Here is a 12,053-nt window from a genome sequence, read left to right as displayed (position 1 = left end):
ATTCCTGACGAGGGATCGGCAGAACGGACCCGCCATGACCGCCACCCCCTCCCCGACCGCCCGGATCATCGACGGAAAGGCCCGTGCGGCGGCCCTGGTCGATCAGGTGGCCGAGGCCGCAGCCCGGCTGATGGCCGACACGGGGATCGTGCCCGGACTGGCGGCGGTGCTGGTGGGCGAGGACCCGGCCAGCCGCATCTATGTGAAGAGCAAGGGCGAGACGGCGGCGCGCGCGGGGCTGAACTCCTTCACCCACAGGCTGGGGGCCGAGACGACCGAGGCGGAGCTGCTGGATCTGGTGGCGCAGCTGAATGCCGACCCGGCGGTGCATGGCATTTTGGTGCAACTGCCCCTGCCCGCCCACATCCGCGAGACGGCGGTGCTGGCGGCCATCGACCCGGACAAGGACGTCGACGGCTTTCACGTGATCAACGCCGGACGACTGGCGACCGGCCAGCCCGGGCCGGTCCCGTGCACGCCGTTGGGGTGCATCAAGCTGTTGAAGGCCACGCTGGGCGATCTGTCGGGGCTGGAGGCCGTGGTGGTCGGGCGCTCGAACATTGTCGGCAAGCCGATGGCCCAACTGCTGCTGGCCGAGAGCTGTACCGTCACCATCGCCCATTCGCGCACGCGGGATCTGGCCGAGGTCTGCCGCCGGGCGGATATTCTGGTGGCGGCGGTGGGGCGGCCGATGATGATTCGCGCTGACTGGATCAAGCCGGGCGCGACCGTCATCGATGTCGGCATTAACCGGGTGCCGTCGGCCGATCCGCTCAAGGCCGCCGAGGGCAAGACCCGCGTGGTCGGCGATGTGGACTATGCCTCGGCAGCAGCCGTCGCGGGGGCCATTACGCCGGTGCCGGGCGGGGTCGGGCCGATGACCATCGCCTGCCTGCTGGCCAACACCTATGCCGCCGCCTGTCGCGCGGCGGGTGTGGAACCGTCACAGTTGGGCGCTTGAAGCGGAGGCATTCCGGGCCGATACTCCCCGAGGGGCCGAAGCATGGGTCCCGGATCGGCCTAAGTTCGGCCAAAGGGGGCTACCGATGACTATCCTGCGCACTCCCGTTCTCGCCGTTGCGGCGGTCACCCTGACCTTGGGGGGCTGTGGCTACAACACCATCCCGACGCAGGAAGAGGCCGCGCGCACCAAATGGGCCGATGTCGAAGCCCAGTACCAGCGGCGGGCCGATCTGATTCCGAACCTGGTGGCCACGGTGCAGGGCGCCTCGATTGCCGAGCGCGAGACCCTGACCGGGGTGATCGAGGCCCGCTCGCGCGCCACCTCGATCCAGCTGGACGCCGACGCCCTGTCCGATCCGGCGGCCGTGGCCCGCTATCAGGCGGCGCAGGGTGAGCTAAGCCAGGCGCTGTCGCGACTGATGCTCGTCGTCGAGCAGTATCCGCAGATCCAGTCGAACGCGAACTTCATCGCCCTGCAGAGCCAGCTGGAGGGGACCGAGAACCGGATCGCCGTGGCGCGCCGCGACTACAATGAGGCGGCGCGGGTCTATAATACGACGCTGCGGACCTTCCCGGGCAATATCTGGGCCTCGACCTTCCATTCGGGGTCTGAGCCCCTGCCGCTGTTTACGGCGTCGCCAGGCGCCGAGACTGCGCCCCAGGTGCAGTTCAACACCGGAGCGACCCCCGCACAGTGACCCGCGCCCTGATCGTCGAGCGACTGACATGGCGGGCCCTTGTCGCGGGCCTGATGGCGATGGCGGTGTGGCTGGTTCTGGCGCTGCCGGGGCTGACGCAGCCGGCCTTTCCCGAGCTGACCGGGCGGGTGGTCGACGGGGCCAATCTGCTGAGCCCGGCCAGGGAAGCCGAGCTTGAGGCGCGGCTGGCCGCGCTGGAGCGGGACACGAGTGATCAGCTGGTGGTGGTCACGGTGCGCGCGCTGGACGGCTATGACATCGCCGACTACGGCACGCGGCTGGGGCGTCACTGGCAGATCGGCCAGGAGGGCGGCGACAACGGCGTGCTGCTGATCGTTGCCCTGGAAGAGCGCAAGATCCGCATCGAGGTCGGCTATGGCCTCGAGGGCATACTGACCGATGCCCTGTCGGCCCTGATCATCCACGAGCAGATCACCCCGGCCTTCAAGGAAGGCGGGTTCGAGCGCGGCATCGAACAGGGGGTGGTGGCCATTGAGGAACAGCTGCGGCTCGACCCCGAAGAGGCCATGGCCCGGGCGGCGGCGGTCGAGGCGGCCGATGCCGAGGTGCCGGTCGGGGCCCTGATCATCATCGCCCTGGTGTTCGGCTTTATCCTGATTGCCGTGATCGGCATCGTCAGCAGTGCCAGCGGGCGGCGCCGGCGGGGCGGGTCGGACATTGCGCCGATCCTGATCTGGGCGGCATCCGAGGCCCTGCGCTCGCGTGGCGGCGGGGGCGGTGGCGGAGGTTTCGGCGGCGGCGGTGGATTTGGTGGCGGAGGGGGCAGCTTTGGCGGCGGCGGCGCCTCGGGAGGCTGGTGATGCGTATTTCTCCTGCTGATCACGACCGTATCCGCCGCGCCGTCGAGGAGGCCGAACAGGCCACCTCGGGTGAGATCTTCTGCGTCATCGCCCGGCGCGTCTCGTCGTATCGCGAGGTGGGCCTCGCCTGGGCGGCGGCGGCAGCCATGATCCTGCCGCTGCTGCTGATCCCGCTGGGCTTCAGCCCGGCCTGGCTGCCCGGGTTTTCGGATGGCTGGCAGGCGGCGCAGCTGGCGGCGACGCCGGTGACCATGGCCCAGACGCTGGGGGCCTATGCGCTGGTGCAGGTGGTGATCTTTCTGGCGGTGTTCCTGATCCACGGCCTGCCGGTGGTCCGTCGGCTGATGACCCCTGCCTCGATCCGTCGGCACCGGGTGCGCAAGGCGGCCATCCACCAGTTCCTGGCGCACGGCATCCATGTGACGGCCAATCGCACCGGGGTACTGATCTTTTGCGCGCTGGACGAGCACCGGGTCGAGGTGGTCGCCGACGAAGGCATCCACAGCCGCGTGCCGGTTGAAATCTGGGCGGATGTGACGTCGGCCCTGACGCGCGAACTGCGCGCCGGACGCCCCATCGAGGGGTTTGAGGCGGCGATCGCCCTGTCCGGTGAGGTGCTGTCGGCGCATTTCCCTCCGGGACCGGACAATCTCAATGAGCTGTCGGATCGACTGGTCGAGCTGTGACGCCATCTGACGGCCCGATTGGTGACCGAAGCTGGCCCTGTTCTGCTGTCAGGAGGCACCCATGCCGCGCCTGATGTCGTACAATGTGCACCGCTGCGTCGGTATGGACCGCAAGCTGGATCTGGACCGGATCGTCGGCGTCATCGCCGAGTATGAGCCGGACATCGTCTGCCTGCAGGAGCTGGATGTCGGCCGCGCCCGCACGGGGGGTGTCGACCAGGCCGCCGAGATCGCGCGCAAGCTGGAGATGACGGTCCACTTCCACCCGGCCATGCGGGTCGAGGCAGAGTTATACGGCGATGCCGTGCTGACCCATCTGCCCGAGCGGCTGGTCAAGACGGACGCCCTGCCGAGCGTGGCGGGCATTCCCGGTCTGGAGCCGCGCGGCGCCCTGTGGGTGCGGATCGAGATCGACGGCCACGACCTGAATGTGATGAACACCCACTTCGGATTGGTGCCGCGCGAGCAGCAGCGGCAAGCCACGGCGCTGGTCGGACGCGACTGGCTGGGGCGCAAGGACTGCACCGGGCCGACCATATTGACCGGGGACTTCAATGCGACCTCGATCACCCGCCCCTATCGCATCCTGACCCGGCGGCTGGATGACGCGCAGCGGCGGCTGGGGCTGAAGCCGTCGGTGAAGACGTTTCCCTCCAGCTTCCCGGCGATCCGGATCGACCATGCGTTCGTCAGCCCGGAGATTCGGGTGACTGGGGTGCGGTCATCCTTCTCGCCGCTGGCCCGGATGGCGTCGGATCACCTGCCGCTGATCGTCGATTTCGAACTGCCGCCGGCCAGCGCCTGATCCGGGCGGTGGGTCGGATTGCGGCGCTTCCATGGACGCCAGGCATCATCGGTCGACGTCGGATCGCCCAGCTGCCATTCGGCGATGAAGGCCTCGGCGCGCGAGGGCGGGTTGGCGCCCAGCACGCGCATGCGGTCCGCCCCGAACGTCAGGATGGCCCGCCCGACCGAGCCGGTCACCTCCTCGGCTGCGCGATAGGCGTCCAAAGGCGCGCCGATGAAATGGGCCACCGAAGTCTGGCGTAGCCGCCGGATCGCCTGCCGCCCGGCCTCGTCGAGCGGTTCAGCGGCGATGTCGCATTCGGTGTCGAAGCCCATGGAGCGGTTGTTGAGATTGGCCGAGCCGATCCGCAGGACGCTGTCGTCGATGACCGTCACCTTGGCATGGACGATCAGGCGCTGGCCGCCCTCGGTCACGGGACTGAAGGCGAAGAAGCGGTTGTGGCGGTCGGCCTGCTCGAGCCGGTAAAGGACTTCGGAGCGGGTGGTGTCCATGGTCAGACGGTCGAACCAGCTGGGGCTCTGGCCGGTGGAGATAAGGACGACCTCGGGCCCGTCCGGCTCCTCCAGACGCCTGGCCAGGGCCGCCGCGATCCGGGGCGAGGTGAAATACTGGTTCTCGAAATAGATCAGGGATTTGGCTGATTCAATTGAAGCCAGATGCAAGGCCTCGACCTCACGGACCTCGCGTCGTCCCGCCCAGCGCGGCTCGGTACGGGAGACGCCGACGGGCACATCGACAAGGTCCGGCTCGATCCCGTCAGGCCAGGGATCCGTCTCTACGACATCGGGCCGGGTCCGCTCCCACGTCGCGCGGAACCAGCGCTCGCGGGCGAGGTCGCCGAGGGCGCGGGCGGCGTCGCCATCCATGACGCACATGGTTTCATGCCGCGGCGGGGCGATCAGGCCGGACGGCATGCAGCGCCGGGGATCGTCGTCCAGGTGCTCGGGATTGTCCCAGCGGTCGGTGGCGACGTCGCCGCCCCCGGTAAAGGCCACGGCGTCGTCGATGACGATTACCTTCTGATGGTGGCAGGCACCCAGCGGCCCGGGCTGGTCCAGTCGGAACTCGACCATGCGCTTGCGGAACCAGCCCTGGGCCCGGTGGGGATAGAAGCCCTGCGACGCGGCGATCAGCAGCGGCGAGTTCCAGATCAGCAGGCGGACATCCAGCTCGGGCCGGGTCTTGACCAGCATACGCAGCTGGTGGCCGATCTGGGCCTGATGATCGTCGGGGCGGGTCTCGGGGTCCAGTCGCGTGCGGGGATCAAACTGCCAGCCCAGCAGGACAATGGACTTTTGCGCCTTGGCCAGAGACGAGGCCAGGGCTTCGAAATAGGCCTCATTGTCCATGAGCACGGCGAACCGGGACGCCTTGGCGGTTTTCCAGCAGGCTCCCGGCCGGTCGATCAGCGGGGAGCCGACGGTCAGGCGGGCGTCATCTCCGTCTGTGAACTGGCTCATGCCCCACCGGTATCCCACAGCCAAATTGACCATTCTCTCCGTCCCCTATCGCACGGCCCGGGTCAATCCGGAGCGATTCTTCACATGCCGATGATTGTCCGGACCGCGAAATTGGCGCATAAGAGGGCTGGTGTTGTCGCGGTATCGCGGCATGATGGGGAGTATTGGCCGCCGATGCAGGCCCTGATCGAAATGATCATCGGCTTTATCGCCATGCTGGCGGCGGCGGCGCTTGCCCAGTTCGGCGTGGAATCGCGCGCCGAACCCACATCCCGCCCGGAAGTGCAGCGCGTCACCGATTGCGACAAGCGGCCGACCTCCACGGTGCTGGTCGGCACGGCCGCCAAGCGGGATTGCTGATCCATCCCCTGCCCTTGCGCGCTTCGTTCATCTGAACCGCTTTGCGCCTGCGTCCTGACCCGTTAGGTTGACTTTCCGAGGTCGCGCCGGGGGGTGCGACGCCCGCGCATCGAGCAGAGTGTCCATGAAATCCCGCCAACGGCCGCCGCTGAACCTGACCGCTCCTGACGAGGGCGCAGACACGGCCGCGCGCGAGGGAGAGGCGACCGCTGTGAGCAAGGACACACCGGAGCCGCAGGCCCAACCGGCCGCCGAGACACGGGCCGAGCGCCGCAAGCGTCGCCAGAGCGAGCAGGCGGCCACCGCCGAGGCCGCGGAAGCCCCCCCGCCCATTCCCGAGCCGAAAACTGAGGCCAAAACCTCGCTGTCGGTGCCGGTCTCCAAGGGTGAGGCGGTGCCGACCGACGCCGCCAAAGACTCGTCCGAAAGCTCTGAACTGGCGCCGCTCCGCGCCGCTCTGGACACGGTGCCCGCCGAGCACATCAGCGCCAGCGGTGGCTACTGGACCGCAGGCCTGGCCGCCGCCCTGTGGGCCGGGGGCGTCGGTGCCTGGGCCGCCTATGAGGCGGGGTTCGGGTCAGCGCCCATCGAGCCGCTGAGACTGGCCTTCTATATTCTGGTCGCACTGGCGCCTGCGGGTCTGGCCTTCTTGCTGGCCCGCGCCGTGCACCAGTCACGGCTGATTGCGGCCGAGACCCGCCGGGCCCGGGGCCTGTCGGAAGCCCTGATGGCGCCGACCGCTTTGGCTGCGCACAAGACGGGCGAGGCTCTGGTCGGGCTGAGGAACGACATCGACCAAGCGGCGCTGGCCGCCGAACGCGCTCGTCAGGACATGGCCGAACTGCGCCGGTCTCTGGCCGAGGAGAGCCGTCTGCTGAACGAGGCCGCCGAGACCGCCGGAAGGACAGCCCGCCGACTGGTCGAAAGTCTGTCGGGTGAGCGCGAGGCCATGGCCGCGCTGGGCGGCACGCTGGAAGGTCAGGCCGCACAGGTGCTGGAGGTCGTGGATCGCCAGTCGCGCATGGTGGTCGAGGCCTCGGACCTGGCCCAGACCCAGCTGCGAGAGGCCGAAACGGCGTTGGCCGCGCGGGCCGCCGATATGGCCGCCGCCGCCGGGGAAGCCCAGGAAGCCGCCCGGGCCGCCGCCGATGATCTGGCCCGCCAGACCCTGCGCCTCGAGAATGCCGGGGCCGGCGTCGCCGAACAGATCCAGTCGGTCGAGGAAGGTCTGGGACAACAGCGCGCGGCGCTGGTCACCGCCGCCTATTCGCTGCGCACCGACCAGGAAGACTTCTCGGCCCAGGTCGAGAGCCAGCGGGCGCAACTGACCGAGCAGCTGTCGGTCGTCCGCTCGACCAGCACCGAACTGGTCGAGACCACGGCCACGGGCACCGATGCCCTGCGTGATCTGGTCGAGGCGGCTGCGGACCAGTTCCGCGCCCTGATCGAGATGTCCCAGCGCGAGGCTGATAATTTCGACAGCGCCACCAAGGTCTCGCTGGACCGGTTCGAGGCCCTGTCGGCCGATGCCCGCGACACCCTGCTGGAGGAAAGCCGCAAGGCTCTGGAGGTGTTGAAGGCCACGGCCGAGGAGAGCCGCAGGGCCGCCGCCGAAGCCACGGAAGAGGCCCAGCTGCGCGCCGACCGTCTGGGTGAAGCCGTGTTCGAGGCCTCGCAGAAGGCCGAGGCCGCCGCAGAGGCGCGGATCGACGGGGCGCGCAAGGTGGTCACCCACACGGCCGATCTGGTCGATGAAGCGGGGGACCGGGCGCTGCAACGGCTTGAGGCCACCATTGAGCGGATGAATGCCGCCCTGCAAAGGGTCGATGACTCGATCAACGATCTGGACCAGCGCGCCGCCGACCTGCCCGAGCAGGCACGCGAGCGGGTCGATGCCGTGCGGGCCGCGGTCGAGGAAGGCCTGGCGGCCCTGTCGGAGGCGTCGCGCAAGGCAGCCGACGACACCGAGGCGCTGGATGCCGGCTTCCAGGAGCGGGTCAAACGCAACTATGAAATGCTGACCGAGGCCGTGCGCCTGATGGGGGTGGTGTCGGGCGACGGCGGGCGTAGTCGGCGCGGCGCCCCCGACATGCCGCCCCTCGCGGAACCGGAGCCCCCTGCCCTGCGCCGTCCCCGGACCGAGCCGGAAGGGCGCGGGTTCGGTCTGCGCAACCGTAATGATGGCCCCAAGGCCCGCCCCGCCGACGAGGGGATGGGCTGGAAGGATCTGATGGGCGATGAGCCGGACGACGGGCCGATGGATCTGGACACGCCGGTGATGCCGCCCGCCGACACAGAAGCCCTGAACGAACGGATGCTGGCCTCGATCCGGCGTATGGGGGTCGATCCCAATGCCCTGCTGCCGCGCTCGCGCATTGAGGAGGCCGCCGAGGCCTTTGTCAGCCGCGATGCCGACACGGCGCGCCAGATCGTGCGCCGTGTGGCTCCCGCCGCCGTACGGAGTGTGTCGCGCCGGGTGCTGAGCGATCCCGAGCTGAAGATGGACGCCGAAGCCTATGTCCGGACGTGGTCGCGCATTCTGAAGGACCATGCGGCGAGTGGGGACGGGCCGGCTGTTTTGAACCGTCTGGCCTCGGACGGTGGGCGGGCGTTCTTGCTGCTGGATGCGGCGGTCGGCGACCTCTCCTGACAGGGGAAACCGGCGTTACATTCCTGTTTTGGGGTTGACGATCCGGCCCCGATGACGACACGGTCCCCCGCCGTCATATGTCCGTCACAGCTCTCTCAGGCCCATGCTCGACACGCCCGCCGATGCCCAGCCGGATTTGCGACCCGGGCTTATGCTCTGCGCCTATGAGCCGGATCTGGCCTGGGGCGCGGACGGGACGGATGCAGACAGCGACTGGACACCGCCGGGCGCGCGCCTGATCCCGGTGAAGGCCGAAGCGCCGGAATCCCTGGCCCGCACCCTGATGGAACGCCTGCGCGATCCGGCCTGTCGGGCAGCGCTGCTGGTGGGACGGGCGGACGGCGCGGGTGACTTTCTGATCCAGACCCGGGCCGAGAACCGTGTACTGAACGGCAAGGCGCGACTGGTGCCGACAGGGCCGGGTGTGGCCCGCGCCACCGCCCCCGCGCTGGAAATGGCCCAGACTCTGTCCGAGGCCGGCCTTGCGACACGGCTGTCGTCGGATACAGTGACCGACCCGGGAAACTATCTGCTGTACCGGCTGCTGTGCTCTTTGCCGGATGGGCCCGAGGCACCGCTGGTGGGCCTGCTGCGCGTGCCGGAGGGCGACGGGTCGGCGATCACCCGCGCTGTGCGACTGGCGGCCGAGGCCATGGCGCGGCACCTGTCACCCCTGCCCCGCCCCCGCGCGGCCTGAGCCAAGGCGTCGTCGAAGGCTGAGCGCGGCCAGCCCGCCCAGCGCCGCCATGCCCGCCATCGCCAGATAGCCCCCCGCGCCATAGCTGTCGTAGAGCGGCCCCGACAGGACGGTGGCGATGCCGATCAGGACCCCTGCGGATACCGTCGAGGACAGGGTCTGGGCGGCGGTTTGAGCGTCTTCGGGGGCCAGACGTTCGACGATCTCGACCCCGGCCAGATAGGTGGCGGCAAACGTCAGGGCGTGCAGGGCCTGAAGCGGCCACAGCAGGGCCAGCGGCGGGCTGAAGGCCAGGGCCGTCCAGCGCAGGACACCCGCCCCGACCCCGACGGCCAGCATGGGCCAAGGGCCGATGCCGAGACGCCGTCGCCAGGGATCCAGCCACCACATGAAGCCAATCTCGATGATCACCGACCCGGCCCAGAGCGCGCCGACGAGGCCGGTCGACAGACCCTGCTGCGTCCAGAGGATGGCGGAAAAACCGTAGTAGAAGCCGTGGCTGGCCTGCACCGCGCCGATGGCGAGGAGGGCCATCATGAAGACCGGATCGGCCAGCAGGCGTCCCAGCCCCAGAAACCGGTTGCGGCCCGAGGCGCGGCCGGCGGCGCTGACGACCTCCGCTGGCAGGCCGAACTGGGCATAGAGGGCCATCAGGGCACTGCCGGCCACGATCCAGACGATCACCGCCGCGACCGGCAGCTGAATCAGCAGTGCGCCCATGGCCAGATTGGCCAGCACAAAGGCCGCAGAGCCAAAGCCGCGCGGGACGGAGAAGGAAAAGCCCTCGCGCCGGGCGACGCGCAGGCTGAGCACATCGATCAGGGGGATGATGGCCGAGGTGGCGGTCGCGGCCACGAACCAGCAGGCGGTCCAGAGCACATAGCCCTCGACCAGGGCGGCGGCGCCATAGCCGGCCACCGCTACCCAGCCGAGGATGGCGATGGGCGCACGGCGGGTGGCGAAGCCATCGGCCCAGACGGCGATCATCGGCCCGGTCAGAAAGCGCGCCAGCATCGGCACAGCCAGCAGGGTGCCGATCTCCGCGCCGTCCAGCCCCAGACTTTTCAGCCACAGGCCGGCGAACGGCAGGCTGACCCCGGTGACGCCGAAGAGCAACACATAGTGAAGGGCAAGGCGGAACGGCGGCGTCATGATCTGTCCGATAGCAGACTCCGGCGATTCCGTGGGCTAGCGTCGCCGTATGACGGTGAATCGCACCCTGGCGGTGACGGCCTGTGGCCTCGGTGCCCTCTGTGTTCTGCTGGGGGCGTTCGCGGCCCATGGGGCAGGACCGCAGGTCAAGACCCTGCTGACCACCGGGGCCCACTATGGCCTGATCCATGCCCTGCTGGCCGTCGTTGCCGCCACCCTGGCCCGACACAGCGCGGCCATCCGCTGGGCCGGATGGCTGGCCGTGGTCGGTGGCGCCGTCTTTGCCCTGTCCCTGGCGCTGGTCGGCATGGCCAGCCTGAGCATTTTGGGTGCGGTGGCCCCCATCGGAGGCCTGCTGATGATCGCCGCCTGGCTGTTGTTTGCCTATGGGGCGTTTCGCATGCGCCCGCCTGACCTGTCCTGAACTGTAGAGCGAGTACCGATGTCCTTTCCCAAGCCTGAGGGCGACCGCCGCGACCTGTTCCCCGAGATCGAGGCCTTTGCCAGCGGGATGATGAAGACCCCGGACGGGCACGAGATCTATTTCGAGGAAAGCGGCAATCCGCAGGGCAAGCCGGTGCTGGTGCTGCACGGCGGGCCGGGCGGTGCGACCAGCCCGGGCATGCGGCGTTACTTCGATCCGTCGGCCTACCGGATCATCATGTTCGACCAGCGCGGCTGTGGTCAGTCGCGGCCCTACGCCTCGCTGGAGAACAACACCACCTGGACCCTTATCGAGGATATCGAGCGGCTGCGCGAGCGGTGCGGCGTGGACAAGTGGGTGGTGTTCGGCGGGTCGTGGGGTTCGACCTTGTCGCTGGCCTATGCGGTGACCCATCCCGAGCGGGTCAAGGCGCTGGTGCTGCGCGGCATCTTCCTGCTGACGAAGAAGGAGTTGCACTGGTTCTATCAGGACGGGGCGTCGATGATCTTCCCCGATGCCTGGGAGCGGTTCCTGGCGCCCATCCCGGAGGCCGAGCGCGACGACCTGATGGCGGCCTATGAGACGCGACTGACGGGCAAGGACGATGCCGCGCGAAACGAATGCGCCATCGCCTGGTCCAGCTGGGAGGGGGAGACGGTCAGCGTGCGCGGGCCGGACTCCCGCCCCGACAAGTTCGCCGAGGCTGAATTCGCCATCGCCTTTGCCCGGATCGAGAACCACTATTTCCGCAACGGCGGCTTCCTGCCCGAGGACGGCTGGCTGCTGAAGAAGATCGACCGCATCCGGCATATCCCGGCGTGGATCGCCCAGGGCCGGTTCGATGTGGTGACGCCGATGTCGGGGGCCTGGGCCCTGCACCGGGCCTGGCCGGAAGCGCGGTTGGAAGTGGTCGGCGACGCGGGCCACGCCTCGACCGAGCCGGGGATTGTCGACAGTCTGGTGCGCGCCACCGACTGGGCGGCGGGCCTGCCGGACTGACCTCGCGGCCTAGGTCCAATCGACATTCAGGGATTCGCTTGGGCCTGAATGCGTGATTCATAGGTCTCCGCTTTGACGGAGGTCTGTGATGGGTGTGAAGCGGTACGAACTGGATGAAGCGCAGTGGGCCCGTATCGAGCCGCTGCTCCCGGGGAAGGCGTCGGATCCCGGGCGGACCGGGTCCGATAACCGGTTGTTCGTGAACGGGGTGCTGTGGGTGCTGCGTTCCGGCGCTCACTGGCAGGACCTTCCCGAGCGCTACGGCAAGTGGAAGACGGCGCACAAGCGTTTCAGCCGTTGGGCCGCAGCGGGGATCTGGGAGAAGGTATTCGACG

General features: G+C 68.9%; 13 protein-coding genes. 11 read left to right on the top strand and 2 right to left on the bottom strand.

The features are described 5' to 3' along the window. The first annotated feature begins 34 nt into the window (after nucleotides 1-34). The 5 genes from folD to EG854_RS03305 all read left to right on the top strand — a co-directional run bounded on the left by folD (nucleotide 35) and on the right by EG854_RS03305 (nucleotide 3,973). Entirely contained in the window at nucleotides 35-961 is a 927-nt protein-coding gene (gene folD, locus EG854_RS03325; RefSeq protein WP_123286316.1) for a bifunctional methylenetetrahydrofolate dehydrogenase/methenyltetrahydrofolate cyclohydrolase FolD, read from the top strand. Nucleotides 962-1,046: 85 nt separating this feature from the next. Further along, entirely contained in the window at nucleotides 1,047-1,661 is a 615-nt protein-coding gene (locus tag EG854_RS03320; RefSeq protein WP_123286315.1) for a LemA family protein, read from the top strand. Beyond that, the gene (locus tag EG854_RS03315; protein ID WP_241153112.1) at nucleotides 1,658-2,482 is read left to right on the top strand and encodes a TPM domain-containing protein; all 825 of its coding nucleotides are present in this window, start codon (nucleotides 1,658-1,660) and stop codon (nucleotides 2,480-2,482) included. Before EG854_RS03320 ends, EG854_RS03315 begins: the two co-directional genes overlap by 4 nt. Next, a complete protein-coding gene (locus EG854_RS03310; RefSeq protein ID WP_241153111.1) occupies nucleotides 2,482-3,168 on the top strand; it encodes a TPM domain-containing protein in 687 nt (228 codons plus the stop codon). Before EG854_RS03315 ends, EG854_RS03310 begins: the two co-directional genes overlap by 1 nt. Before the next feature lie 61 nt (nucleotides 3,169-3,229). Then, nucleotides 3,230-3,973: an endonuclease/exonuclease/phosphatase family protein gene (locus EG854_RS03305; protein ID WP_123286313.1), complete on the top strand. Its 744-nt coding sequence runs from the start codon at nucleotides 3,230-3,232 to the stop codon at nucleotides 3,971-3,973. Here EG854_RS03305 and EG854_RS03300 read toward each other — a convergent pair. Then, nucleotides 3,925-5,436: a phospholipase D-like domain-containing protein gene (locus tag EG854_RS03300; protein WP_241153110.1), complete on the bottom strand. Its 1,512-nt coding sequence runs from the start codon at nucleotides 5,434-5,436 to the stop codon at nucleotides 3,925-3,927. The two genes, EG854_RS03305 and EG854_RS03300, sit on opposite strands and share 49 nt — an antisense overlap. 84 nt (nucleotides 5,437-5,520) lie before the next feature. On the opposite strand from EG854_RS03300, the gene EG854_RS03295 reads away from it, so the two are divergent. The 3 genes from EG854_RS03295 (at nucleotide 5,521) to EG854_RS03285 (ending at nucleotide 9,143) form a co-directional block, all read left to right on the top strand. Beyond that, nucleotides 5,521-5,796: a hypothetical protein gene (locus EG854_RS03295; RefSeq protein WP_241153109.1), complete on the top strand. Its 276-nt coding sequence runs from the start codon at nucleotides 5,521-5,523 to the stop codon at nucleotides 5,794-5,796. A 124-nt stretch (nucleotides 5,797-5,920) separates the two neighbouring features. Next, the gene (locus tag EG854_RS13065; protein ID WP_164461803.1) at nucleotides 5,921-8,446 is read left to right on the top strand and encodes a coiled-coil domain-containing protein; all 2,526 of its coding nucleotides are present in this window, start codon (nucleotides 5,921-5,923) and stop codon (nucleotides 8,444-8,446) included. A 103-nt stretch (nucleotides 8,447-8,549) separates the two neighbouring features. After that, nucleotides 8,550-9,143: a C15 family peptidase gene (locus tag EG854_RS03285; protein WP_123286311.1), complete on the top strand. Its 594-nt coding sequence runs from the start codon at nucleotides 8,550-8,552 to the stop codon at nucleotides 9,141-9,143. On the opposite strand, the gene EG854_RS03280 is transcribed toward EG854_RS03285, so the two are convergent. Beyond that, nucleotides 9,114-10,295, bottom strand: a complete 1,182-nt coding sequence (locus EG854_RS03280; protein WP_123286310.1) for an MFS transporter — start codon at nucleotides 10,293-10,295, stop codon at nucleotides 9,114-9,116. The two genes, EG854_RS03285 and EG854_RS03280, sit on opposite strands and share 30 nt — an antisense overlap. 49 nt (nucleotides 10,296-10,344) lie before the next feature. On the opposite strand from EG854_RS03280, the gene EG854_RS03275 reads away from it, so the two are divergent. The 3 genes from EG854_RS03275 to EG854_RS03265 form a co-directional block, all read left to right on the top strand. Continuing rightward, entirely contained in the window at nucleotides 10,345-10,719 is a 375-nt protein-coding gene (locus EG854_RS03275) for a DUF423 domain-containing protein (RefSeq protein WP_123286309.1), read from the top strand. A gap of 18 nt (nucleotides 10,720-10,737) precedes the next feature. After that, nucleotides 10,738-11,718: a prolyl aminopeptidase gene (gene pip / locus EG854_RS03270; RefSeq protein ID WP_123286308.1), complete on the top strand. Its 981-nt coding sequence runs from the start codon at nucleotides 10,738-10,740 to the stop codon at nucleotides 11,716-11,718. 94 nt (nucleotides 11,719-11,812) lie between these two features. After that, a partial coding sequence (locus EG854_RS03265) for a transposase (protein ID WP_164461877.1) occupies nucleotides 11,813-12,053 on the top strand: 241 nt, incomplete at its 3' end.

Source organism: Brevundimonas halotolerans (genome assembly GCF_003730275.1).
Classification (GTDB): Bacteria; Pseudomonadota; Alphaproteobacteria; order Caulobacterales; family Caulobacteraceae; genus Brevundimonas; species Brevundimonas halotolerans.
Note: the sequence above shows the minus strand (reverse complement) of the source record. Positions and strands in the feature narration are given on the sequence as shown.